Source organism: Microcoleus sp. PH2017_09_SFU_O_A (assembly GCF_020738625.1).
Classification (GTDB): Bacteria; Cyanobacteriota; Cyanobacteriia; order Cyanobacteriales; family Microcoleaceae; genus Microcoleus.
Genome location: NZ_JAEQCF010000013.1, coordinates 35,385 through 61,525 on the forward strand (window position 1 = coordinate 35,385; position 26,141 = coordinate 61,525).

The 26,141-nt window shown below is 44.2% G+C and carries 22 protein-coding genes and 1 pseudogene; 9 read left to right on the forward strand and 14 right to left on the reverse strand.

Annotation, left to right across the window (positions count from 1 at the left end; translation table 11 throughout):
- Positions 1 to 169 precede the first annotated feature (169 nt).
- From JGK16_RS07690 to JGK16_RS07710, 5 genes are all read left to right on the forward strand, one after another.
- Positions 170 to 793: a DedA family protein gene (locus JGK16_RS07690; protein ID WP_293151269.1), complete on the forward strand. Its 624-nt coding sequence runs from the start codon at positions 170 to 172 to the stop codon at positions 791 to 793.
- 197 nt (positions 794 to 990) lie between these two features.
- Entirely contained in the window at positions 991 to 1,725 is a 735-nt protein-coding gene (locus JGK16_RS07695; protein WP_293190115.1) for a hypothetical protein, read from the forward strand.
- A 63-nt stretch (positions 1,726 to 1,788) separates the two neighbouring features.
- Positions 1,789 to 2,409, forward strand: coding sequence for a Uma2 family endonuclease (locus JGK16_RS07700; RefSeq protein WP_293180010.1), 621 nt, complete (start codon positions 1,789 to 1,791; stop codon positions 2,407 to 2,409).
- A gap of 74 nt (positions 2,410 to 2,483) precedes the next feature.
- Positions 2,484 to 3,056, forward strand: coding sequence for a Uma2 family endonuclease (locus tag JGK16_RS07705; RefSeq protein WP_293190116.1), 573 nt, complete (start codon positions 2,484 to 2,486; stop codon positions 3,054 to 3,056).
- Between the two features lie 80 nt (positions 3,057 to 3,136).
- Positions 3,137 to 3,565: a hypothetical protein gene (locus tag JGK16_RS07710; RefSeq protein WP_293190117.1), complete on the forward strand. Its 429-nt coding sequence runs from the start codon at positions 3,137 to 3,139 to the stop codon at positions 3,563 to 3,565.
- A gap of 117 nt (positions 3,566 to 3,682) precedes the next feature.
- Here the strand turns inward: JGK16_RS07710 and JGK16_RS07715 are convergent, their stop codons facing one another.
- From JGK16_RS07715 to JGK16_RS07725, 3 genes are all read right to left on the reverse strand, one after another.
- Positions 3,683 to 4,594, reverse strand: a complete 912-nt coding sequence (locus JGK16_RS07715; RefSeq protein WP_293190118.1) for a hypothetical protein — start codon at positions 4,592 to 4,594, stop codon at positions 3,683 to 3,685.
- Positions 4,595 to 4,596: 2 nt separating this feature from the next.
- Positions 4,597 to 4,854: a hypothetical protein gene (locus JGK16_RS07720; protein WP_293190119.1), complete on the reverse strand. Its 258-nt coding sequence runs from the start codon at positions 4,852 to 4,854 to the stop codon at positions 4,597 to 4,599.
- Positions 4,855 to 4,983: 129 nt separating this feature from the next.
- On the reverse strand, positions 4,984 to 5,418 hold the full coding sequence (locus JGK16_RS07725; RefSeq protein ID WP_293190120.1) for a hypothetical protein: 435 nt from the start codon (positions 5,416 to 5,418) through the stop codon (positions 4,984 to 4,986).
- Between the two features lie 159 nt (positions 5,419 to 5,577).
- Between JGK16_RS07725 and JGK16_RS07730 the strand changes: the two genes are divergently transcribed.
- Positions 5,578 to 6,357, forward strand: a complete 780-nt coding sequence (locus tag JGK16_RS07730; protein ID WP_293190121.1) for a pentapeptide repeat-containing protein — start codon at positions 5,578 to 5,580, stop codon at positions 6,355 to 6,357.
- 39 nt (positions 6,358 to 6,396) lie between these two features.
- Here JGK16_RS07730 and JGK16_RS07735 read toward each other — a convergent pair whose 3' ends face one another.
- Positions 6,397 to 7,023: a Uma2 family endonuclease gene (locus JGK16_RS07735; protein WP_293190122.1), complete on the reverse strand. Its 627-nt coding sequence runs from the start codon at positions 7,021 to 7,023 to the stop codon at positions 6,397 to 6,399.
- A 269-nt stretch (positions 7,024 to 7,292) separates the two neighbouring features.
- Positions 7,293 to 8,495: an argininosuccinate synthase gene (locus JGK16_RS07740; RefSeq protein WP_293179989.1), complete on the reverse strand. Its 1,203-nt coding sequence runs from the start codon at positions 8,493 to 8,495 to the stop codon at positions 7,293 to 7,295.
- 308 nt (positions 8,496 to 8,803) lie between these two features.
- On the opposite strand from JGK16_RS07740, the gene JGK16_RS07745 reads away from it, so the two are divergent.
- The 3 genes from JGK16_RS07745 to JGK16_RS07755 all read left to right on the forward strand — a co-directional run bounded on the left by JGK16_RS07745 (position 8,804) and on the right by JGK16_RS07755 (position 16,415).
- A complete protein-coding gene (locus JGK16_RS07745; protein ID WP_293190123.1) occupies positions 8,804 to 9,742 on the forward strand; it encodes a glycosyltransferase in 939 nt (312 codons plus the stop codon).
- Between the two features lie 979 nt (positions 9,743 to 10,721).
- Positions 10,722 to 13,877, forward strand: coding sequence for a PAS domain-containing protein (locus JGK16_RS07750; RefSeq protein ID WP_293186322.1), 3,156 nt, complete (start codon positions 10,722 to 10,724; stop codon positions 13,875 to 13,877).
- A gap of 423 nt (positions 13,878 to 14,300) precedes the next feature.
- Complete coding sequence (locus JGK16_RS07755) at positions 14,301 to 16,415, forward strand: TIGR00300 family protein (RefSeq protein ID WP_293186324.1); 2,115 nt, start codon at positions 14,301 to 14,303, stop codon at positions 16,413 to 16,415.
- 157 nt (positions 16,416 to 16,572) lie between these two features.
- Here JGK16_RS07755 and JGK16_RS07760 read toward each other — a convergent pair whose 3' ends face one another.
- The 9 genes and pseudogenes from JGK16_RS07760 to JGK16_RS07800 form a co-directional block, all read right to left on the reverse strand.
- Positions 16,573 to 17,745, reverse strand: a complete 1,173-nt coding sequence (locus JGK16_RS07760; RefSeq protein WP_293190124.1) for a hypothetical protein — start codon at positions 17,743 to 17,745, stop codon at positions 16,573 to 16,575.
- Entirely contained in the window at positions 17,735 to 21,244 is a 3,510-nt protein-coding gene (locus JGK16_RS07765; protein WP_293190125.1) for a hypothetical protein, read from the reverse strand. Before JGK16_RS07765 ends, JGK16_RS07760 begins: the two co-directional genes overlap by 11 nt.
- Positions 21,245 to 21,515: 271 nt before the next feature.
- Positions 21,516 to 21,680 (reverse strand): hypothetical protein, encoded by a 165-nt coding sequence (locus JGK16_RS07770; protein ID WP_293190126.1) that lies wholly within the window; start codon positions 21,678 to 21,680, stop codon positions 21,516 to 21,518.
- A gap of 29 nt (positions 21,681 to 21,709) precedes the next feature.
- Entirely contained in the window at positions 21,710 to 22,855 is a 1,146-nt protein-coding gene (locus tag JGK16_RS07775) for a citrate synthase (RefSeq protein WP_293190127.1), read from the reverse strand.
- A gap of 224 nt (positions 22,856 to 23,079) precedes the next feature.
- Positions 23,080 to 23,574, reverse strand: coding sequence for a phosphohistidine phosphatase SixA (sixA, locus tag JGK16_RS07780; protein WP_293186333.1), 495 nt, complete (start codon positions 23,572 to 23,574; stop codon positions 23,080 to 23,082).
- A 280-nt stretch (positions 23,575 to 23,854) separates the two neighbouring features.
- Positions 23,855 to 24,754 carry a calcium-binding protein gene (locus JGK16_RS07785; RefSeq protein ID WP_293186335.1) on the reverse strand — a complete coding sequence of 300 codons (900 nt, stop codon included), beginning with the start codon at positions 24,752 to 24,754 and terminating at the stop codon, positions 23,855 to 23,857.
- 60 nt (positions 24,755 to 24,814) lie between these two features.
- Positions 24,815 to 24,880, reverse strand: a pseudogene (locus tag JGK16_RS07790) (hypothetical protein); the annotation flags it as partial.
- Positions 24,881 to 24,986: 106 nt separating this feature from the next.
- Positions 24,987 to 25,856: a hypothetical protein gene (locus JGK16_RS07795; protein ID WP_366517154.1), complete on the reverse strand. Its 870-nt coding sequence runs from the start codon at positions 25,854 to 25,856 to the stop codon at positions 24,987 to 24,989.
- Complete coding sequence (locus JGK16_RS07800; RefSeq protein ID WP_293190129.1) at positions 25,759 to 26,067, reverse strand: hypothetical protein; 309 nt, start codon at positions 26,065 to 26,067, stop codon at positions 25,759 to 25,761. The genes JGK16_RS07795 and JGK16_RS07800 overlap by 98 nt, the downstream gene beginning before the upstream one ends.
- Positions 26,068 to 26,141: the final 74 nt, after the last annotated feature.

A 26,141-nucleotide genomic window follows, 5' to 3' on the forward strand; every position in this document is an offset into this window, starting at 1 on the left:
GCAACAATTCCTGATTAATTGATTATCTCTGAAAGGTTAGTTTTTGCTTGAGCGGGCGATCGCAAGTGTAGTGTGTTTTTCATCACAGCGAAAGATTGCACTATTGGCCGAATCGAGCCAATATATAAAAGTATTGAGCTTTGCAAAAGTTTACGAAGGCAATATCGAAATGTCTTTTGAGTTTTTATCGTTAGAGACTATTCAGCAATTGGCGCGAGATTACGGCTACTGGGCTGTATTTTTCGGGATTTTGCTAGAAAATCTGGGAGTCCCTCTTCCAGGCGAGACAATTACGATTGCTGGCGGATTTTTGGCTGGCAGCGGGGAACTGAATTACTGGTACGTGCTCGGAAGTGCGATCGCCGGTGCGACTGTGGGGGGAAATTTCGGTTATGCGATCGGCAGATACGGCGGCTGGCCCCTGCTGCTGAAGCTGGGAAAAATCTTCCGCTTTCGGGAAGAACAACTGTTTGACTTAAAAGAAAAGTTTAGCGAAAATGCAGCTAAAGCCGTATTTTTGGGCCGTTTCATCGCACTGCTGCGAATTTTTGCCAGCCCCCTAGCGGGAATTGCAGAAATGCCCTTTTTGCAATTTTCATTCTTCAATATTTTGGGTGCCGCAAGCTGGGCATCCGTAATGGTAAGTTTGTCATACTTCTTAGGACAGGTTGTGTCTTTAGAGAAGTTAGTAGGTTGGGCTGCTCAATTTGCGGTAGTTGCTTTGCTATTAACAGTTGCTTGGATTGCAATTCCTATTTGGTTGGAGTCGCGGAATTTGGACAAGACTAAGTAGGGTTGGAGACTCTTCTCAAAAAGACTCAATCTTCTTGTGGAACGGGCATCTTGCCCGTTCTTAAAATAGTGTAACATCTGAGGTTAAACTTATATTTTACACCAATGTCAGGAACAGGCTAGAAGCCCGTTCCACAAACAATAAAACTTATTCTGAGGTAGACTTCGATATCTCTACATTTATAATAGATAGAAATCATGGGATACACTACAATCTTTGAAGGCACATTTCATTTAAATCAGCGGTTATTGGATAGCGAAACTCTTTATTTATTAGAGTTTTCTCGGACGAGGCGAATGAAGCGAAATCCTGAAATTTTGCAAGATGTTCCCGATGCGGCGAGAACAGCCGTGGGTTTGCCTGTGGGCGAAGAAGGCTGCTATTTTGTCAATGAAAAGTGGGATGAAGAGTCGGAATTGTCGATCGTAAATTACAACCGCCCGCCAAAGACTCAGCCCGGTTTGTGGTGTCAGTGGATTCCGACTGCTGACGGCGGGGGGATTCAGTGGAATGGCATGGAAAAATTTTATGATTATGTGGAATGGTTGCAGTATCTGATTGACAATTTTATCAAACCTTGGGGTTATGTTTTGAGAGGCGAGGTGAATTGGCAAGGGGAAGAGGCGGCGGATGTGGGTATGATTTGGGTTGAGAATAATGTGATTGTTTCGCCGGAGGGTGCACAGGAATTGTTGAGGTATGCGGTGTCGCCGGTATCAGTGCCAAAGGTGGTTTGGGATTATTTGCAAGCGGTGGAAGCGACGGGGAAGCCTCTGACACATTGGTATGAATTAGTCGATCGGGCGGTGGAGTTGGGACACGGGGAAGCGGCGCTGTGGTTCAAGCCTAATATGGATAAGTATTTGGATGGTTGGGAGAGGGGTTTTGAGTTTGAGGGGAAGGTAATTAAAATGACAGATAGTGAGCTTTGAGCGGTTGTTTTGATTGCGGATAATCCGGTTATAATTGTGAGTACGATCGCAGGAGGATGTAGTATGACGGCATCAACAGAAATTCGCGAAGAAGTAATTGAGAGTAAGCCACAACCTTATTACACTCCAGCCGAGTATTTTGCTTTAGAAGAAGCAGCAGAGGACAAAAGTGAATATTGTCGCGGTCAAATATTACCAATGCCTGCGAATTCCGCCAACCACAATATGATAGTAGGTGATATTATTACTCCTTTGAATTTTGCTTTTAAAGGACAGAAACATTATCATTTATTTGCTTTGGGCTTGCGTTTGTGGATACCACAAAAGCAATTTTGTACTTATCCTGATGTGATGGTGGTTGCGGGTAAGCTGGAGTTTGCGGAGGGGAGGAAAGATGCGATTACTAATGTGGTGATGGTGGCTGAGGTTTTATCGAAATCGACAGCAAATTACGATCGAGGTGAAAAATTTAAACTTTTGCGATCGATTCCCACTTTGAGGGAGTATATTTTGATCGATCAGTACGAGATGCACGTCGAACAGTTTTCTAAGACGGATGACAATAAGTGGGTTTTGTCTGAGTATGATGGTGCTGAAGCGGTTCTGGTGTTGAGCTCGGTGCAGTTTGAGATGTCTTTGGGCGAAATGTACGATCGCGTGGATTTTGAGTCGGAGTCTGATTAGTAGCCATAAAAAACATGATTAAGTAAGATCGAATTAAGCGAGTAAATTTAATCATAAAAATCGAGGAAAACGTAATGATTGCCAGCAAAAATCATCCTGACGTTTCAGTTAAAGACTATTTAGAAGGTGAACTGGTAAGTCCCATCAAGCATGAATACAGGAACGGACAAATCTATGCAATGGCAGGGGCTAGTAATCCCCACGTTTTGATTTGTCTAAATTTAGCAACTCGGCTGAGAAATCATCTGCGCGGGACTGGTTGCCTGGTTTTTATGGCCGATACAAAACTAAGATTTGAGACAATTAATACTTTTTATTATCCAGATGTAGCTGTATCTTGCGATGAACGAGATACTACTTCTGTTGCCGATTTTATCTGCTATCCTTCGCTAATTGTGGAAGTCCTATCTCCAACAACTGAGGCGTTTGACAGAGGAGATAAATTTGCGGATTATCGATCGCTCTCAACTATACAAGAATATGTGTTAATCGGTCAACAACGGATGAATGTAGATTGCTACCGTCGCGATGTGGAAGGGCGTTGGGTTTTTTCTTCCTGCGGTGAGGGGGAATGTCTGGAGTTGGCTAGTATCAATTTTCAGTGTCCAATCTCTGCTTTGTATGAGGATGTTCCTGGATTGAGTTAAGATGTCGTTGGGTGAAATGTTCGATCGCGTGGATTTTGAGTCTGAAGAGTGAAGTGATATAGTAGAATCCCGGAAGCATTATGAAATCTGAAAAGTCGGCTATTACCTACAATATTGGTCAAAAATGGGCTGTGACACTTTGCTGCGAAGCAGAGGAAAAACTGGAATTGAGAGTTGCAAAAATCCTTGAGTATTTAGATAAAAATTATCTCTTAAAGCAATGGGTAATATCAGATATTGAAGCTACGGGCAGTTACGGCAATTGCTTGACTGCGCGGTGCAATAATCAGGAAATATTTCAGGTATCTACTGCTGATTTATTGGAGGTAATGAGGGAAGAAGGTCAAGTTATTGAGTTAGATGCTAGTTTGATAAAAGATGACGAGGAATTGTTTAAAATCTTGATTCGAGATGGGGTTTCAATTGATTTGCTTGGCAGCGGGGAGATGATGCCGCTGACGGTTTTGGGGAAAGATGTTTATGTTGACAAAGAACTGTTTATGTGGTAATTGACCTGGGTGCGATCGCACTTCACAAACCTATTTACCCATCCGTCAAAGAGTGCTGTGAACAAATGAGAGAATAGAAAGTGCGATCGTAAAAGTTCGCTATTACCTATATTATTCTCAATCATCTGCATCAAACGGCTTCACTATTTGCATATCAATACGTCTTTCTCTCAGCATTTCACGAATAATATGTGCTGCATCTTTAACTGTTATGCTATCTTGGTCGGAAGTCAACCTTATGTCTGTTATAACTGGAAACTCAATGTCTTTGCTGTCTGTAGTGCTAATCTGCAAAATTTTCTTGTATGTTAACCTGTTTCCAGTATCATTCCCTGGCATTGCTAATGACATTTCCTGGGTCTTTACAGAAACAATTGTGTCATATAGATACTCACCTGTTTCAACTAAAGTTTCCACATTATTGATAAAATTCCAATGACACTTGTAGTATGCCATAAAATTTTTACATAGGAAAATCACCAGAAATACATGAATACTGTATCTAGTATTGCCATCTAGTCCTTTCTCCACAAAGTAATCTTCAATTAAATAATCTTGAGTGTCTTGTGAAGAAGGGCTATCTTTTATAAATCCAGTACAAAGTGCTATAGGAGCATCTTGATTCAAGACTACATTAAGAGCTTGAGGTGGATTTACTCCTAAAATCAAACCTAATTCATTGGGAGCTTTTTGGAAGAGTTTTCTTTTGCCTTCTAAGAGCCATTTATCGATTTGTCTTTCTTCGTCTATTGTCATCTTGATTTTGACAGGTGTTTTTTGTTGACTTATAATTAAAACTACTACAGCCAGAATAAAAGTCAATGTAGGACTGATTAAAAGTGATACTAATAATCCTCCTACTACAACGTACACAAAAATTCCTTCTCTTGGCGCTCTCTTATTTTTCAAGTGTTCTAAGAAATCTGCAATCACTTGTTCTCCAAATGATTCAGTGGCTGTTCTTCGTTTTTTTAAGCATTCAAAATACTGTCGGATTAATTTAGTTTTTTCTGACTGGTTTACTGTCATTTTTATGCCTCCATTGATCGGATTATTTCAGCCATTTTTGAGTCTTTTATGATAGAGCTTAGCTTAGCACTGCCAACCCTTAATTTGCCTTCTGTTGTTAACTGTCTTGCCATATAATAGTAATCTTCTCGACTTGTGATAGCTTGGTATTCTGCTGAAGGTCTTGGAAAACCTTTACTAAAATAGTAGCAATAGCTAACAACTAGCTTAAGAGCCTTTAACTCAATTTTTCCAAATTCTTCTACAGAAGCAGATTTCACAACTTCCCACTTTCGATCGGCTACACGAGGAGGCAGATATTCTAAATAGATGTAGTCATCGGCAATTTTTTTGACAAAGCTATCAAAAGTATGTTTCTGCTTTTCCCGTAAACTAGCGGGCGACTCCGGTCATATGTTGATGTTCTGGTTTTCGATAACAATGGAAGCTTTATCTCCCTGAGCAAAGTTCACTACTTTTTCTACTATATTCATAAAATTTTGAGTGCTTGGTGATTTAGACTTAAGGGTATTTGCAACATCTTCAACTAATTTAGCAACTTCCGGGTCTGCCTTTACTGCTGTATCTACTTCCTCGACTGCTTTAGCGACTTCCGGGTCTTTCATGGCTGCTTCTAACTCAAGAACAGCCTTGCCATAATCTAAGGGCTGGTGTTCAGATACTTCTATAGCCGTTGCTGTTCTCGGTAACTTTGTCTTAAGCAGTGATAGCAACTTACCAGCTTTCTCAACGACTAGCTCACCTAGCTTTTCACCAGCCTTCTCAGTGGCTTTGACTAAGACCAAAGTTGCGATCGCCCCGGCTGTCAATGTTACAGGTTCCATATAAAATTCATTAGTTTTTTAAACTATACCGACTTAATATCAGCTTTTACAGTGAGAAAAAGTAATAAAAAAGTAATAAAAAAGTAAGATTTGTTCCCTGTTGCGGTACAATCTATACTCAGCCTACCTTAACGCTCCGCTAGTAAGGGACTTTAACATATGACCGTTGACGAAGCCATAGCGATCGCAGAAACAGCCCTCAACTACGATCGCCTCAACAAAGTTCAAGAGCTAGTGTTTCGTCAATCTTGGGAAGGGGTGTCTTATATGGAAATTGCTACAAGCACAGGTTATGATTATGATTATATCAAAGATGCTGGTGCTAAACTATGGAAACTACTTTCAAAAGCACTAGAAGAAAAAGTTAAAAAAGATAATCTCAAGTCAGTATTGAAACGATACTTAGGACGAGGTAAAGTGAATCTACAGCGAAATCTAACCATCGAAGTTAATCTCACTGGTGCTAATCTCAGCGGAGCAAACTTAAGTGGAGCAAGATTATTCGCCAATTTAAATGAAGCTGATTATGTTCAAACTGATTTAGATAAAATAATAACTTCTGACAGTGAAACTGAATTATCTGACTCAGAAAACGAAATTAACTGGAACGGTTTTTGCTTCCATTCAGAAGCACAAGTGAAAATTGCCGAAATACTCGATCGCACATCCACTCTCTTCATCCCCAACTCCCAACTCCGACTCGCAACACCAGAAGGGAGACAAAACCAAGAAGCTGACTTTCTGATATTTCATCAAGGTAAATTAGGGATGCTGAAAATTGACAGCGAATCATCGCATCAAAACGCAACAGAAGATGAAATGTGCCAGCTTTTCATAGATTCTGGCATCAGTCTTGTCAAACATTACGATGCTACCCGATGCAGCGAACAACCCGATCTAGTTGTACAGGAGTTTTTGGAAATATTAAGTCAGGCATAGCTATGATACCAAATCCTACCATAATATCCATTCTATTCTTCAGTCCGCGAAGGCGGACTTCGTTTGTGTAGAAGCGATTTCAATCGCCGACTGACTTTCGTTGGTAAAGATTACATCCTCATAGATAGAATCCATGCTAGTGCGAAAGTCAACACTAGCCAAGTGAATTTCGCTTCCTTGGGTGTAAGAATACAAAACCCACAACCCCTCAGCATTGCGGCGAAAACACTCAACCCGCTGCCGCTTTTGACTAATTAACACATACTCCTGAAGCGTTTCTAATTCTTGATAGTCAGCAAACTTATCACCGCGATCGAATCCTTCAGTTCCTGTTGACAAAACCTCGATAATTAAACAAGGATGTCTTTTAAAAGATTGAAATGCTTTGTCCCGTTCATCGCACGTTACCATCACGTCGGGATAGTAATAAATATTCCTAGATTCAATCCTAGCTTTCATGTCTGACATATAAGCACGACAGCCACTACCCCGAACATGATTTCTCAACAAGGTAACTAAGTTGACACTAATAGTTACATGAGCATCACTTGCACCCGCCATTGCGTAGGTTTCGCCCTGAATATACTCATGTTTAACCTGGCTGATTTCTTCTAATTTCAGATACTCTTCCGGCGAGATGTAATTTTGGCTTTGATTTGCAACCATTGGCTTTATATTGAGTTTTTTATGATTGTAGATTCCGACCACTTCTATTATACCAAACCCACTAGGATTTTTAAATTATTTGATCCATATTTTAACAAATAAGGTGGGCATTGCCCACCTTACTCTTAGTCCCACTCTGCTGGGACTTTGTTTGTCAGTCTTGCTGGATGCCGAGGTCAGAAACCGGGTTTCTTCCTAAATCTCTAGTTTAGAAAGCAAAGATTTTTGATAGAAACCCGGTTTCTTTGCACAAGTCCTGTTAACACATTCTAACCCCGATTCTTCTCCGACCAAATGCGGGTTGGCAATCCCCAAACGTAGACAAATCCTTCCGCAGCCTTGTGGTCGAATTCATCCTCGGCGCCGTAGGTTGCTAAGTCGAAACTGTACAGCGAATTCTCGGATTTGCGGCCGACAATTGTGGCGTTTCCTTTGAACATTTTTAGGCGCACGGTTCCAGTTACTCGCTTTTGCGTGTCTAGAATAAATGCGTCTAAAGCTGTTTTTAAAGGGTTGTACCAAAGGCCGTTGTAAATCATTTGGCTGTAGGTTTCTTCGATGCCGCGCTTGTATCGCGTGACATCTGCTGTCAAAGTCAAACTTTCTAAGTCTCGGTGCGCGTGCATCAAAACTAAAATCGCTGGTGTTTCGTAAATTTCCCGCGATTTAATCCCGACTACACGATTTTCAATCATGTCGATGCGGCCGACTCCGTGATTTCCAGCTATTTCGTTGAGTTGGGTAATTAGGGCGACTGGTGCTAATTCTTTGCCGTTTAAACTGACTGGTTTTCCGCAGTCGAAACCGATTTCGATGTATTCGGGTGTGTCGGGAGTTTGTTCGATCGCCTTTGTCATCAAAAACACCTCTTCCGGCGGTTCCGCCCAAGGATCTTCGAGGATGCCGGCTTCGATCGCCATTCCTAACAAATTGCGATCGATACTATAAGGTGAAGACTTCTTCACCGGCGACGGAATACCGCATCTTTCACCGTAGGCGATGGTTTCCTCGCGGCTCATTTTCCATTCCCGCGCTGGTGCTAAAATCTTAATCTTGGGATTCAGTGCGCCGATCGACACATCGAACCGTACTTGGTCATTTCCCTTACCAGTACAACCGTGGGCGATCGCATCCGCACCGTATTTTTCGGCAGCTTCTACCAACAATTTAGCAATCAGCGGGCGCGCTAGCGCCGTAGATAGCGGATACCGATTTTCGTAAAGCGCGTTAGCTTGAATTGCTGGGAAGGCATAATCTTTGACAAATTCTTCCGTAGCATCAATCACCAAAGATTCCGAAGCACCAGATGCTAAAGCTTTCTTGCGGATGGGTTCTAATTCATCTCCCTGTCCCAAATCCGCCGCCAGAGTAATTACCTCTTCGACTCCCCACTCCTTCATCAGGTAAGGAATGCAGACAGAAGTATCGACTCCGCCGGAATATGCTAGCACAACTTTTTTAGCGCGACTCATTGCTATTTACATCCTGAATTTAACTGACATCTTGCACCATTATCACTAAGCTTTTTAGGGCGGGCAAGATGCCCACCCCACCATAAAATTAAATTTTTGTGGAACAGGCATCTTGCCTGTTCTGGATAATGGTGCAAGATGTGATATTTAACCAACTTTGTATTATGCACCTAATTGACCTCGATTCTTGTCAGAAATAGTACAGATTTAGATATTCTTTTTTTGCTCAACTTGCCTATTTTTCTGAGGACTTGCTGCGAAAAATCTGCTACCGTGGGATACGGTAACTGTGGCGATGGGGTAAAGCCGTGTTTTTTAGTGTTGTGATTCCGACGTACAATCGTAAACCGATTTTGGCAAAATGTCTACTGGCTCTAGAAAATCAGCAGTTTGATAACATTGTCACAGATTATGAGGTGATTGTAGTCGATGACGGTTCGACGGACGGGACGATCGACTGGTTGGCCGCAGATGCTGAGTTTTTGCCGCACGTGCGATCGATCTGTCAATCTCATCAAGGCCCCGCCGCCGCCAGGAATTTGGGCGTTGAAGATGCTAAAGGCGAGACAATTATTTTTATTGATAGCGATTTAGTCGTTACAAAGGATTTTTTGCAAGCACACGCAGATGCTTTGCTACAGGCTTACAAAGATACTGATGCGGTTTTTACTTACGGCAGCGTGATTAATACTTGCAATTTCGACAATCCCACTGCCGAACCTTACAAAATAACTGATTTTTCGGCTGCTTATTTTGCCACGGGAAATGTCGGCATCGCCCGTCACTGGCTACTGGAAGCTGGACTATTTGACACTCGCTTTCAACTTTACGGATGGGAAGATTTAGAATTGGGTGTCAGGTTGAAAAAATTAGGTTTAAAATTGATTAAATGTCCGACTGCTGTTGGCTATCACTGGCATCCACCTTTTAGTTTAGAGCAAATTCCTGGGATGATTGACCGAGAAATTCAGCGCGGAAGAATGGGAGTTTTGTTTTATCAAAAACACCCCACTTGGGAAGTGCGGCTGATGATTCAAATGACTGTTTTGCACCAAATACTGTGGGGAGTTTTATCTTTGGGCGGGATGCTGAACGAGCGCACTATGAAACCTTTTTTGCAGTGGTTGATTGACCGAGGTAAGTCGCAGTTAGCTTTAGAAATTGCTCGAATTTTTCTGAATTGGTATAATGTCAAAGCCGTGTATGCTGCTTGCGATGAATTGCACGCTCCTACAAAGATGCCATAGATCGTGCCATTTTAGATTTTAGATTTTAGATTGATATTGACTGATGAGTAAGCTGTACGGCATTTAAATTGTAGATTTCAAGGCCCTATTCCCTACTCGTCAAATCCTCTCCTCCTTTAAGATCGCAGACAATCTAGATGCTGTACAGGCGATCGCGCCAACGCCTCAACAAAACTTAAGATACGGTAGCAGGTTGTCAGGCTCGATTTGCTTGCCGTGCAGAGCCAGTAGATATACTTAAAAACAAACATTGAGCAACTAGCCCAATAGTAGCGAAACCGCGTTCTAATCACTGTTTGAATTTTATATTTAATGAAATTTGCCGGATTTATGCCTGATTTGAGGAATATCGGCTGTTTTCTCGATCGCCTGCAATAATTTGCTGAAACAAAGAATTAAAGATGCAGACATTTTTGATAGACTGAATACAAATTAAGGGGTGCGCTATGTTGGCAGGCGATCGGACAGTGCCACTGGCATAGCACAAAAGGGAAGCTGTGTGTCTGATTTATGCTGCCATAGCTAATAAAAGCATCGCATACAGCCACTCATTGACTCCTGTCCAAAAACGGATACCGTCTCACATTCTTCTGTCACGAGCATTCCAAAATTTTAGATAAAAGTTCAATCTCCCAGATTCATCTACCCTTGTAAATCTAAAATCGTTGGACGATTTCCCTGATCGAACGTCTGATCCCGAAATCTCCAATCTAAAATAGAATGACCAGCGATTGATAAACAGGATGCGGAGCTGATAGAAACTTATACTGCTCAAATTCGCGCCATAAATCAACATCTACCCAATTTTATTGTTGCCGCAAGCTCATAGTTCTACCTATAAGCACTTGCGCTTTAATGATTCTTACAATTTGATTAATACACACTATATTACGCAGCAAAATTATCATATGAAAACAAAATAGTAAACGCTATAGATAGAAAAGCTGCGTAGATATTCCTAAGACTCTGAGGGGTTATCGTGAATAAAATTGACCAAAAATACGCCAAAATAACAACAAAAAAATCTGAAATATCTGGCTTAAAACAAAACATTTTAATTGTTGACGACCACCCAGAAAGCTTGCGTCTTTTATCCAAGTTGTTGTCCGAGCGGGGATATCAAGTGCGGCCAACACTAGATGGAAAATTAGCCCTTAAGTTTGCGCGATCGACTCCACCGGATTTAATTTTGCTGGACATTATGATGCCCGGTATAGATGGCTATCAAGTCTGCAAACAGCTAAAAGCTGCTCCTGAAACCAAAGATATTCCTGTAATTTTTATCAGCTCTTTAAATGAAACTTTTGATAAAGTTAAAGCTTTTTCGCTGGGAGCTATAGACTACATTACTAAACCATTTCAAATAGAAGAATTGGTCGCTCGCGTCGAAAGTCAAATGCATCTGAGCAGGCTTTCTCGGCAAGTAGTAGCACAAAATGCGCGGCTGGAAGCAGAAATAGAAGAACGCAAGCGGGTCGAAGCACAACTGCGAGAAAGTCAGCAATGGCTGTCGGCAGTAATTAAAATGAATCCTAATGTTTTGTACGTTTACGATGTGATAGAACAGCGAATTCTGTATCTCAATCGCGAACTATATATCGATCTTGGCTACTCGCTGGAAGAAATACAGCAAATGCCAGCAGCATTTCTTCCTAACTTAATACACCCTGACGATTTGCCAGCATTCTCAGAACATATGAGGAGGATTCAGACATCAAAAGATGGTGAAAGCTTTGAGTTTGAATACCGAATAGAACACAAAAATGGTGAATTTCGCTGGTTTTTTAGCCGGGATACGGTGTTTTCAAGGACGGTGGAGGGCAAACCTTGGAAAATTCTGGGAACTGCTACTGAAATTAGCGATCGCAAACAAGCAGAATTCGATCTTAAAACAGCTTTGTCTGCTTTGGAGCGGCAAATCAAGCAAAGATTTCTGCTAGAAACAATTACTCTCGAAATTCGCTACAGCTTAAAGCAAGACCAAGTTTATCAAACAGCGGCTGCTCAAATAGGTCGAGTTTTTAATGCCGATTCTTGCTTGATTCACACCTACAAAGAACACCCACTGCCCCGCATCTATTGTATGACTCAGTACAGGAAATCTGAATCAGCAACGCTGTGCGATGTAGTAGAAATTCCCGTCCTGGGAAATCCTCACGCTCAGTTGGTGTTGTCTCAAGATAAACCTGTAGTTTCTGACGATGTTTTTGCTGAACCGCTGCTGGAAAATGTTACTGATTTGTGCCGTCAAATAGGTTTGAAGTCGATGATAGCCATCCGCACTTCCTACCAGGGAAAACCCAACGGAATGATGTGCTTGCACCAGTACGATGAGCCCCGCCACTGGACGCAAAATGAGATCAGATTATTGAAAGCTGTCGCTGCACAAATGGGAATTGCGATCGCTCAAGCCAATCTTCTGGAACAAGATAAAGAGCAGCGACTTAAATTGCAACAAAGCGAAGCTAGTCTAGCAGCAGCCCAGAAAATTGCCCATATCGGCAATTGGGAATTCGATCTCGTCACCAATAAAAATATTTGGTCGGAAGAAGTATTCCGCATTTTTGGTCTGGACTCAGCCGCACCTGAACCGACATATATCGAACTTTTACAGATGTATCATCCAGAGGACAGAGAGTTGTTTCAACAAACTGTCAGCCTTGGTATCTCACAGGGAACTTCCTACAAAAAAGAGTTGCGAATTTTGCATCCCAGCGGTCAAATTAGATACCTCGAAACAAGGGGAGAAGCTATTTTTAACAAATCCCTAGAAGTAATTAAACTGTTTGGAACAGTAATGGATATCACCGATCGCAAAGAAGCGGAAGCAGCGCTGCAAATTAGCGAAGAACGTTTTTACCTGGCATTTGAAGCCAGTGCGACGGGATTGTGGGATTGGAATCTTGCCACGGGAGAAGTCTATTTGAATTCACGGTGGAAGACGATGCTGGGATATGAAGTAGAGGAAATAGAAAATAGTTATGCAGCCTGGGAAAGACTTGTACATCCAGATGATTTGCCTCTGGCTACAGCAGCGATAAATGCTCATCTGGTAGGCAAAAAACCGACCTACGAAGCAGAATTTCGGATGCTGAAAAAAATCGGTGAATGGAAGTGGATTTTGGCTCAAGCTAAGGTGATGGAACGTGATGATTCGGGAAATCCTTTGCGGATGACGGGCACGCATATCGATATTAGCGATCGCAAACAAGCCGAAGCAAGTTTGCGAAATAGCGAACAGCGAGAACGAGAAAAAGCCCAACAGTTAGAACAAACTCTGGAATACTTAAAAAATGCTCAATCACAACTGATTCAAGCCGCAAAGATGTCAAGTATTGGGCAAATGGTGGCGGGAGTTGCCCATGAAATTAATAACCCCGTCAGCTTCATCTACGGCAATATTATTCCCGCCGCACAGTACGCTAACGATTTGGTAAAATTGATCCAGCTTTACCAGCAAAATTATCCCGAACCAGTGCCAGAAATTGCCGAAAGATTGGCAGAAATAGAAGTGGATTTTATCGCTGAGGATTTCCCCAGAGTGCTGGCTTCAATGCAAGCAGGTGCTAACAGAATTAAGCAGATCGTGTTGTCCTTGCGAAACTTTTCGAGACTCGATGAAAAAGAGCGCAAAGTAATCGATATTCATGAAGGGATAGAGAGCACTTTGGTGATTTTGCAGCATCGATTGCTGTCACAGCCAAAACGTCGGGAAATTCAAGTTGTTAAAAATTACGGCGAACTGCCCAATGTTGAGTGTTATCCGGCGCAATTAAATCAGGTATTTATGAATTTGCTGTCAAATGCGATCGATGCTGTGGAAGAGTCATCAGCAGCCTGTAATGACAAAGTTAATCAGATTCGCATTATTACGGAAGTCAGCAGCGAAAATCAAGTGTGCGTGCGGATTGCTGACAGCGGGCCCGGTATCTGTCCTGAGGTTCAGTCAAGGATGTTTGACCCATTTTTTAGTACAAAGCCGATCGGCAGTGGCACTGGTTTGGGATTGTCGATTAGTTACCAAATTGTGAAAGACCGCCATGGCGGTAATTTGTGGTGTCATTCAGAAGTTGACCGAGGTACAGAATTTGCGATCGAACTGCCGATTTCGCAAAAAAAGTTGAAAGTAAAATAGGTTTGTAGTGAGGACTAAAGTCCTTCTTTCGGGAGCATCTCAGTTTTGCATTTGTAGTGCTGTCCCCGCTCGCGTGCTTTATAAAGCACGCGAGCGGGACGCTCGCACTGAAAGAAATGAAAGAAAAAATGCTTTTTGCAAAAATGAGATGATCCCCTCAGAAAGAAGGACTAAAGTCCTCACTACGAACCTTTTATGAAGAGTAATTTACCGAAAATAATGTCAAAACCTGAAATTTTATCCGATATTTCATGCAAACCGTCTGTGGCTGAGTTTGATTTTAACCTAACTGTGATATAATTGAGAGCTACTTTTTTCGCTGCTAGACGTTGCACTCTTTCTCTTGGGAGTGAATTTTACAGTTGATTTCATACATACTATCTCAACTTAAGTCTGTAGCATCTACCACATTTTAACTGAATTATGACCGACTCAATTCGCTTCCTGATGTGCGCTCCCGACCACTACGATGTAGATTACGTGATTAACCCTTGGATGGAGGGTAACGTACACAAATCATCGCGCGATCGCGCCGTCGAACAGTGGGAGAAACTTTACCACGTGTTGAAAGACAACGCCGTTGTAGACCTGGTACCGCCCGAAAAAGGCTGGCCGGATATGGTGTTCACCGCCAACGCTGGCTTACTTTTAGGCAATACTTTTGTCCTCAGCCGCTTCTATCACAAGGAACGCCAAGGCGAAGAACCCTATTTCAAAGCATGGTTTGAAAACCAAGGTTTCACCGTGCACGAACTCCCGAAAGACTTGCCGTTTGAGGGTGCTGGTGACGCTTTGCTCGATCGCGAAGGACGCTGGTTGTGGGCAGGATACGGCTTCCGTTCCGAACTCGACTCGCATCCGTTGCTAGCAAACTGGCTGAACATTGAAGTGCTGTCGCTGCGTTTAGTAGACGAACGTTTCTATCACCTAGACACCTGTTTTTGTCCGCTCACAGGCGGATATTTGCTCTACTATCCAGCAGCATTTGACTCTTACTCAAACCGCTTAATTGAAATGCGAGTAGCGCCGGAAAAACGGATTGCGATCGAAGAAGCAGATGCCGCTAATTTTGCTTGCAATGCTGTGAATATTGACAAAGTTGTGGTAATGAATAAGGTGAGCGAAGGCTTAAACAAGCGCATCACTCAAGCGGGCTTCAAAGTCATTGAAACGCCGATGAGCGAATTTTTGAAAGCGGGTGGCGCCTGTAAGTGTTTGACGCTGCGGGTGAATGAACCTGTGCAAGAAGATCGATCGGCAAACGTGATGGTAGAAAGCCGTGCCATTCGCATGGAAGGTCACCTGCTTGATGCCGGTTTAATCAGCCGCGCTTTAGACTTAATTATCGAAAACGGTGGCAGTTTCCAAGTGCTCAATTTCAATTTAGGAGAACAGCGCCAAAGCACATCATCCGCGGATGTGAAAGTTTCGGCACCTTCCCACGATGTGATGGAAGAAATCATGGGATTGCTGATTGACTTGGGTGCAGTGCCACCGCCGCAAGAGATTTGCGACGCTATTTTAGAAGATGTCGTGCAAGATGGTGTCGGCCCAGACGACTTTTACGTTAGTACCATTTATCCTACAGAAGTGCGGGTAAACGGTCAGTGGGTGAAAGCGCGAAATCAGCGGATGGATGGTGCAGTTGCAATTACTGAAACCGCAGAAGGCCCGGTGGCTACGTGCAAATTGTTGCGCGATTTAAAAATAGGTGAAAAAGTCGTTGTTGATGTGGTTGGTATCCGTACTATCCGCAAAACAGAATCGCGGGAACAGCGCAATTCTCAAGAATTTAGCTTTATGTCCGGTAGCGTTTCTAGCGAGCGCCGGGTAGAATTGGTAGTGGAACAAGTAGCGTGGGAATTGCGCCAAATTCGCGATCGGGGCGGTAAAGTTGTGGTGACGGCGGGGCCTGTGGTGATTCACACCGGCGGCGGCGAACATTTAGCGCATTTGATCCGCGAAGGTTACGTACAAGCATTGTTAGGTGGAAATGCGATCGCAGTTCACGACATGGAACAATCTAGCATGGGAACTTCTTTGGGAGTTGACATGAAACGCGGCGTAGCTGTGCGCGGCGGACACCGCCACCACTTGAAAATGATTAACACTGTGCGCCGTTATGGCAGTATTGCTAAAACCGTTGAAGCAGGCGTGATTACTAGCGGTGTAATGTACGAGTGTGTGAAGCATAATATACCGTTTTCGCTGGCTGGTTCGATCCGCGATGACGGGCCGCTTCCCGACACGCAAATGGATTTGGTGAAGGCTCAAGAAGAGTATACTGAGCTGTTACGGGGCGCGGATATGGTGTTAATGCTGTCGTCTATGCTGCATTCGATCGGTGTGGGAAATATGACTCCTGCGGGTGTAAAGATGGTCTGTGTGGACATTAATCCGGCTGTGGTGACGAAATTGAGCGATCGGGGGTCGATCGAATCTACTGGAGTTGTCACCGATGTGGGATTGTTCCTGAGTTTGTTGGTGAATCAATTGGATAAGTTGACTAGCCGCCATCATGTAACTCAATCGGTGTAACTGAATCGATTTAGAATCGGCGATTTAAACCGTGTAGACTCGGCGGTTGAAACCGCGTCTACACAAACAATGTCCGAGCTCAGAGGGACTGAATAATAGAGGCTGGTAGGGTGCGCCACAAGCACCTTCCTTAGCCGATAATGCTGATTATTTTCGCTCAAAAAGCGCCCCAATAAATTGAACTATCGCCCTTTTTATCGCCGCTGGAACTTGGAGGGGATTTAATTTCCGAATTAGCTGCGGTGACGGGAGACAAATCGCCCGGTAAAGACCGAATTCGCAACTCGTTGAGCAAACCATTAATATGATGCGGCTCAGCATCCAGAATACTTGCTAACGGGAGCAGATTTTGCACTGCATATTCGCCGAGTTGAGCGTTAATACTTTCTGCTAAATAGCATAGCATAATGTATCTGCTACCGCTGCTGATAATATGAAATATTTTCTTGAACTCGTCAAAGTATTGAGTTCCCGGTATAGCTGAAGCGATTTTTGTTTCACCCTTCCAGAATAAATCTACATCTATTTGACTGGCTGGCAAAACTTGAGCTTTAGCAATCCAGACGATATCGAGGATTGGTTCAGAGTCATACTCGTGAAAAATCAGCCGCTTTAAACCAGAGATTAATTCCGGAGAATTGAGAGTTTTTTGCCATTCCCGACACCAATCATTACTTTGAGCATTTAAGGCATTTTTGACTGCCGCCGGACGTTCAATCACATCTTTTAATAAAGAAAGACTTCCGGCTAATTTGGCAAACTTTGGGGAGATTTGCTGGTGCAGTATCTGATTGGAGTCAATATAATCTTTGCGCCAAGGTGCGTCCGGGATGAGAACTTGACAGGCGGGAGCAAGTGTGTTGTTTGCAGTAAGAATCGGTGGATTTTTAACTGGACGGCCTTCTAATGACTGTTGAGATTCTAGGCGACTGATTACCTCGATTGCATAGTTTTTGTCTGCTGCGTTTAACGGCGTATTGCTGTATTCGGCTGCTAATTCTTCGAGAAAATCTAGGTAATCTTGCACAACGGGCGATCGCCCTTGTCCTAAAAGCTGATAGACTTCGGAAAATGGATGAGAAACATCTATCGTTGTGCGGCGGTTCCCGAAAAAAGGCACGTCATCCAAAAAAGCGTGTTTCGGCCGCCAAAACTTGCCCCTAGAATCATCCCACAGACATTGACGCCCAGCAAATCGCTGTTGAATTTGCTGGCGTTGTTCGCTGGAAATACTGCCTTTGATGAAAGTCTCATCAAGATATTTGTAAATTGCCTTGACTGATTGTATTTGTGCGTTTAAATCGTCGGATATTGTGATTTCAACTGTCATTTTCCCAAGTTTTTATTAATGTATCAAAGTGGTCAATAACTGTACTTGTATCTACAGGCATAAAACCAAGTGCTGTTTTGATTTCGGGTTTCAGCAAATCCCGCTGAGGGCGTGCAAATACGAATCTTTGGCTTGCAACTAACCGAACATCTTGAATGAAACAGACATCTTTAGCGCGATACAGCCTCGGTTCAGGTATAGCAGCGGCGGGATATTGGCTTAACTTTTGAGGATTTTGCTCAACAGGAAGCCAAGGTTTATCTGCGAGTGTTTCAGCCAGTGTTTTGTTGGTGTTTCCAATTGAGGTATATTTTAGTGCATCCCAATTATCAATGATATAGTTAAAAACCGCAATCGAAGCATCGGTTACTGCGCCTGCACCTGAACGATTCGCAGTTTGAATTAGATTGTCAACACAAACTACAATGTCATCTGCACTCAAGGTTTTTCGCATTCCCAAATTCTCAAAGAATTCGAGCCACAGTGGATAATCCTGCGAGTAAAATTCCATATCTGGAATAGCTGCTAAATTTCCGAGAATGTTGCGGATTACTTGACTTTCGGGATTGTAAATTAGTTCGACAGAGCGCAATCTGCGATCGCTACAGCGTACCAAACGCGCCTTTTTCAGCTCTTCTTTGAATGAAAAAGCATCCTCTCCTGCCTTTTCTAGTTCTTTATAAGCTTCAGTGAGATGCTCTCGAATCCACGCCAGCGCGATTAATTGTTCTTCCGGCGCTAATGAGGCATACTCAGGTAACAAACACTCGCGAATCAGTCTAGCACGATTGAGTACCGGAACTTGCAAAAATTGGAACAGTCGCAGCCATTCTTGGTTTTTTTCTGTCCGTAAAAGCCTCAACGTACCTGCAATTTCCGGCGGTTCGTATCCGCCGCCCGGAAGGTAGACATTTTCATCGTTGAGGGAAACGATTTCGTGGGAAGTTGTGGGGTAAATTGGAAGTTGACGCAGCTTGTGGAGGCTATCTTGGTCGTAATTTGTTGGTTCTGAAGCTGCTAGGAAGTTGAGGAGAGATGTATAATGCTGTTGGTGGTAGGGTGGCAAACCTCGATCGCACCGCGAAGATACCGTGTCTAGGACATCTGGGCCTGTCAGAAAATAGACTAACAGATTTTTGTGTCTTTGGGCAAATTGGGCGATCGCACTTTCAAGTTTTGCCGGTGCTCGGACAAGCGTCACCCCAAAATACTGTACAGCCTCGATGATTTCCGCTGCAATATTATCACCGCACAACAAAGGAGTTCCCGCAGTTCCTCCTTTGTGGAGCTTACCATCATTTCCCGGAACCAGCGGAACCTTCTTTAATTCCTCGACTGTTTCTGACGACAGATATCTAGGCGAGATATTAGAAAAATAATTGTATACGAGAGTCAACCAGTCTGTATTTGGTGGATGTAGTGCATCAGCTTGCCAATCGCATTCTGACTGCGTTGAACTAATGACATGAATCAATTTTTTAGCTACTTCTGTAGCATTCATTTCTGACACACCAATCATGTTATGTCGAGGCACTACATTAGTTAAATCTCGGTGCAAAAACCATTCTAGATGATTGGCAAATATCTGCCTTGATGTATCCTCGGAAAAGTAAATAGTGCCTATCGGGTTGTAACCAAATACTTGTAAAGTATTATTCGCGAGAATAGCTAGCGGCAAACCGCGCAAATCTCGATGATTGTCGCTGATGCAATAGCGCAGCATATTCGCAATCCACTGTCTATTTTGCAGGCTGGGTTTCGGTGCATCTTGCAACGGCACACCTAGCTGTTTGTTTTCAGTTAAGTGCTGGCGCAGATTAGCCGGAGTGAATGTTTGTAATGGCAAACCTGCATCTTTAAAAGCTGCTAAAATTGAATCTGGTAATGGCGGTTCGGGAATGTCGATATTGTCGGCGCGCATTGCTGCTAATAATTCGTCCCACCACTTTTTCGAGGGTAAATTTTTAACTGTCGGAGGTGTCACCCATTTTGTTTGTGACATCGCTACCCCGCTGAATTGACGTTCAGTTACAGTGTGTTCTACAGCCGATCGCACAACTAATCTCTGATACAATAACTGTATGACACAGCGGTGCAGTTCTTCGAGAGCTTTGCTGACAGTAATTTTGCCAACAGGCCAAAACTTGTAAAATCCCTCTGGCTGATACCTGCCGATATCTTGCACTAAATCAACAATTAAATTAGCATAAGCGTGGGACAAAACGTGCTGTGCGAGTAGATGGTTCCAAATAGATCTCGGTCTATCTTTTCCAGTTTGTCCGCTGTCGCTGCTGAGGTTGTCGCGCGAACTATTTAAGTTGAAAAAACCATTAATGTGAATAGGTAGCCCGGTTTCGAGGGGAAGCGGCAAAAAACAGTAAACTTTTCCGTTGACAGGTTGAGGATTTCCCTCGGTACTCACAGCATTAATTCTTGCAGCAGCGCCCGCCCAAGGCAATACTTTTTCTTGGCTTTCGTACATTGCTTGTATGACTTTTGCCAACTCCCCGCCTTCGTCTGTCCGAATTAAACTGACTGTTCTCCAAGTTGATTTGGTATTTCGATTCCGGCTAATTGTTTCTATGTCGTGGCGGTATGAAACTGATACTAAACCTGCTGGATTATGGTGGCACAATTCCAGCAATTTGTCTGGTGTATCGGGAATTGCATCGAGGAGGAGTTGGCGTGCTTCTCGTACTTCTTGCTGGTTCTGGGTAACAATTGCGAGAATTTCTTGCCTAGTTTCTTGACTGTTGGCGGGAATTTCGTAAACTCTAATTTCCTGAACAGATTTCAAAAATAGCAGTAACTCTTCACCTGAATTAATCAGTTCGTCTAGCAGTTCTTTGATGTTGGATTCGGTGAAAGCTTGTTTGCGAATTTCGCTATTTTTCGCGTGTTCTGCGGTTCTTAAAGGCAAGCGAAACAAAGTGCCTTGAAAATTTGTCTCTCCTAATGGCAATCCTCCCGCTGCGTAGACTTGCATAAAATCGGGATATTTTTCGTACCATTTAGTGTTTGCTAAATTCCACTCGCGCCCGGGTTCTTGTCTGGAAGTGCCGGGGATAGCTGCGCCGTGGGGGTCAAAAAAAATAATGCGATCGCGCGAAACGAAGCTGGGATAATCTGTAACGTGATATATGGCATTAAACCCGACGCCAAATCTACCCGTTTTCTGCAAGTCTCGCGCTTTTTCACTTTGTCCGAGGCTGCGGATGCTGTCAAAGTCTTTGTCTGTAAAAACGCGATCGTTGTAGACTAGCATCGCCGGCCCCATGAGCTGTATCATGCGATCGTCAGGCAATTGTTTAGGCTGATGCTGCCGCCAATCGAGAGTAATTTCTACCCGCGTTGCTTTAGCATCGTCAGCATTTTGGATCAACTCTTTGATAATGCCAACGCCTTCGGGATAATCTCGGATAATCCCTCTTAACCGGGCGATTAAGGGTTCGGATTGGTAGAAAGATTTGCCCTCAGTTTCGCTGTTGCTATAAGCCATAGATGTTATGTTCGCTTTCTACCAAATACTATACAAGCAAAGCGTAAATACAAGCAGGATTCCCACTGAGTACCCTACCGAAAGCTATTCGTAATATTCCCATAAAAAACCTCAGACCCGCAAGCCTGAGGACCGGAGTTCCTGAAAATCGTCACTTCTTATTATTGTCGCCAACGAACAGCATAAAATACAAGAGGGGTGAAACCCAGCACGGCAGTTGTTGGCAGACTGAGATTGCTTCCTGACTCGCAACGTGGAAGCGGTTTTTGATTCAATACTTCATATCATGTCCGATCGATCGACCGCAATAAGTAAGGTTCGTAGTGCGGACTTCAGTCCGCATAATGCTGCGGACTGAAGTCCGCACTACGAACTGTTTTTGCGATCGAGCCACCGGACATAAGATCGCGCATACATTCACCAGGACGATCGCCATTTATCGACATCGCACTTGATAATTATGCTTTAAGATGGGAGCCTGTCCTCGATCGCAATATAAGGCTCACCGTGAGTACCCGTATAGATTTGAGTCGGACGGTAAATGCGGTTTGTCTCTAGCTGTTCCTTCCAGTGGGCCAGCCAACCGGCAACTCGGGCGATCGCAAAAACTGGTGTAAACAAGTCCGTCGGAATTCCCATTTTCCGGTAAACCAGACCAGAATAGAAATCTACATTAGCATAAATTCCTTTGTGAGCCAATTTCTCTTCAACGACTTCTTCCAACTTGACAGCAATGTCGTAATAATCATCGCGACCAAAGTTGTCAAATAACTGTTCCGCTAACCCTTGGAGAATAGTTGCTCTCGGATCTTTCACCTTATAAACTCGGTGTCCGAAGCCCATGATTTTGTCCTTATTTTCAACGCACTTCTCGACAAAAGGCCGCACGTTTGCTACAGAACCAATTTGCTCCAACATCTCAATCACTTCTTCATTCGCTCCCCCGTGCAGCGGCCCCGCCAAAGTGCCAACTGCTGAAGCAATCACCCCGTAAGGATCTGTTAGCGTCGAAGCTGTTACCATTGCCGAAAATGTAGAGGCATTGATAGTATGTTCGGCGTGCAGAGTCAGACAAACGTCAAAAATATTAGCTAACAGCGGATCTGGTTCTCGCTCGTTTAGCATATAAAGAAAGTTAGCCGAGTAGTTCAAGTCATCCCTCGGCCGCACGGGGTCATTACCTCGCCGCATTTGCTGGAACGCTGCTACCATTGTGGGAATCTTAGCTAGCAGCCGCACTACAGCTTCTCGAATATATGCTGGGTTAGCCAGAGCTCGGCGCGAGTAAAATAAACCTAAAGCCGCTGCTGAAGCTTGCAGGGCATCCATGGGATGTCCTCTTTCGGGAAAGCATTTCATCATGTCGCGGATGCGATATTTGATCCGGCGGTGATAGCGAATTTCATGCTCGAAAGCTTCTAGTTCTTCCTTTGTTGGAAGTACACCCCAGATTAATAAATATGACGTTTCGACAAAGGAACTTTTGAGTGCTAGTTCCTCGATGCTAATCCCGCGATATTCCAGCACCCCTTTTTGTCCATCTACGTAACTAATACTGGACAAGGTGGCGGGAACACCTTCTAAACCTGGTTTGAATTCGCCGACGACCATTGCGATACCGTGTTGTGTGAGTTGAATCTAATCAAATTACATTAGCAGAAAGCAAGATCGTGTCACCGTCTTGACCAATAATAATTCGATCGCGACTCAGGCACTCCGGCGCTCAGAAACGGGATTTTTCAACGAAGTTATCGATCGCGCCGCTAGATATTTTCGCGCCTCCCACCCGCTTTCTGCGCCCGAAAATCTGGGTTTAAGAGGGCGATTCGCCGTTTCTAGCAGAGCAAAAACTTGGGCCCAGTCAGCCAGAACATTTGGCTGCGGCCGACTGGGGAACCTGTTTCGGGGAGAATTAAACCGATGATACCTGCTTTTTTGAGAATGAGGGTGTCGTGCGATCGCCCCCAAAGCAAAGTTTCAGCCCAATTGCCCAAATCTGGTTGGTGCCCCACCAGGGCCAAGCTGCGGTTCCCTGTTTCCTGCCACTGCTTGTACCACCTCAGCCAGTCCCCGATGTCTCCTGAAGGTGCGAGGGGGAGGGATTCTTCTATTTTGGAACTCAGACCCGCTGACAGCAGGATTTGGGCGGTTTGTGTGGCGCGTAGTAGGGGACTGGAAAGAATCAGATCGAACTGAATTTCGAGCTCGTACAGCCGCTGAGCGATTTTTCGGGTTTTACGATCGCCCTCTTTAGTTAGGGGCCGTTCCTCGTCTGTATCATATTCTTCGGGTTCCGCTGCGATGCCGTGACGGACTAGGTAGAGATGCACGCTTGGCTGTCCTTTTTGATAGTTGTGCGATGGCTACGCCCCGGCTTACGCCTACGTACTTCCTTTGAAATTGGGTGCGATCGCATTTTCGCCCCATTGTACAACTGCCTTACAATCCTGCGCTGTCGTCAGGTTTACTTCAAAAGTACGTTAAAGGTACGTTGTTGCGCTTTAGCGCTCTATTCTAGACTAATAGAGCGCTAAAGCGCAACAACGTACCTTAGATATCGGTTGAAAAACTCGGCTTATTCAGCCTGCGTGCCTAAATCCCGAGTGCAATCTAAACCAGAAGGAAATCTGATTGAGAAATCAAGTTATTTGCTCCAATTACCGTCGCCAAGACTTCCCCAGTGCTGGCAAATTTCAGGAAGGTAGTGTTAGCACTTTGGCTGATTTGTAACTGCGACAAATTCAAACCACCTGTGATGACAAATTTATCCGAACCAACCTCAAAATTAACAATCGTATCCGCGCCACTGCCGGGGTTTAACACAAAGCGATCGCTGCCAATACCTCCAATCAGAGTATCGTCACCCATATCGCCAATCAACCAATCATCACCCATACCACCGGTGAGTAAATCGTTATCTTTACCACCGATTAAAGTATCGTTACCTTCACCGCCAGCGAGCGTATCTTGTCCTTCATTACCGTTGATCCAATCATCGCCAGCACCGCCATCAATACAATCTTGCTGACCGATCGCACCGACAGCAACAGAGATACCTTTGTTATCTCCAAAAATCGTATCGTTGCCATCATTGCCACAGAGCATATCATTACCATTATCACCGAACATCAAGTCATTGCCTGCATCACCGTGAATAATGTCATCATCCTTGCCACCGCGTAGGGTATCGTCGTCTTTGCCGCCACTAATAGTGTCATTCGCTTCATCTCCGTTGAGGAAGTCGTTGCCACCACCACCAAATAGCAAGTCGCGTCCTTGTGTATCTCGCACCAACGAATCTGTCGTACCGCCGTACAGGATATCGTTACCGCTATCGCCGATCAAAGTATCGGAACCAATTTCGCCCCAGATCAGGTCGTTGTCTTTGCCACCGTAAGCTTTGTCGTTACCTTTACCGCCATATACGGTATCGTTGCCATTGCCACCAGCGATTAAATCCGCACCTCGATCGCCAAATATTAAGTCTCCTTCGTTAGAAGTATCAGCCATCGGGTTGCCGTAATCGCCGACGATGGTGTCTCCATCTTCGCCACCGTAGAGGGTGTCGGAACCGAGCTCGCCATATACCAAATCGCTGCCTTTTCCTCCGAAAGCTTTGTCGTTTCCCTCCCCTCCAACTAGGGCGTCGGTTCAGTATTAAAGGTTGACACAAGCGACATAGTATGTATGTTGATGTAGACCTTGGCAGGGCTCTCGCATGAGGACAAAAAAATGGTTTTTGTCAAAATATTCTACTGTACCGGCGCCCTAGAGGTGCTGGTAATGCGATCGCACCGAGTGTCGCGGTTGCAGGGCTGGTAGCACCTTTGTCATCGGTAGCGCTGTAAGTAAAATTAGCGCCGTTGAATGTGCCTGTCGATTTGAAGAATAACTGACTAATTTGAGCCGGAGTCAGGGTTTGACCTGCTATGACTGCCACTCCACCTGTTGCCGGATCTCCTAGAAATAAGACGCCTTGGGCTGCTGGCGGTAGCGTGTTGACGGTGTAAGATGCGATCGTCCCGTCAGCATCTGTAGCACCCAATCCGGTTACAGGGACGGTGCTACCGGGATTAACTGTGGTGCTGGGGCTAGCTGTAACCGGAGGTTGGTTGGCCGCAACAGCAGTTAAGTCAGTCGCACTGTTGTTGTTGCTAAGGATCTTATCGACGATACCTTCTGGCGGAGTTGCCGTAGCTGTGTTGCTAATCGTGGTGTCGATCGCGCTATTAGCAACAGTACCAGTAACAATATAGGTAGCAGTCGATCCAGCATCTAGATCCAGTTTCGTATTGATGTTGTTGCCCGAACCCGATCGATCCGCAGCAGTCGGGAAAGCACCTACACCTGAAAGCGAAGCAGTCCAAGTGACTCCCGTCAAGCTAGCAGGAAGGTTATCGGTAAAGGATATACCTTTTATGTAGCAGGAACTGTTGTTTGTAACAGTAACTGTATAACTCAGAAGAGTGCCTGGTGTTGCAGTAGTCTGCCCGTCAGTTTTTGTGACTGCTAAGTCAGCATCGGGAGTTGGTGTCGGTAGGGTTCCAGGTGCCGATCCGACCGTTATTGGTAGGTTCCAGGTAATAAAGCAGGTTGACTGATGATAGCGGATCTCTGGCCACTGCTTGGGGAGAGAAAGGCAGTATATTTGGTACCGAAGGGGTTATGCTGCCTCCGGTGTTGACACTGGTAATTAAGACTTGGCCGTTGGCGATCGCATAAATAACGTTTGGCTGGCAGTCAACGGCTAAGGTAGACTGATAATCCGCGATCGCATCTGCTTGAAAAGCTAAGGGAGATTCGATCGGTATGCCTCTAATCATTAATTTATTGGACAAGACTGGACAATGCGTACATGGCGATCCATAATACTAATATGGCAAAGTACGTGAAACCA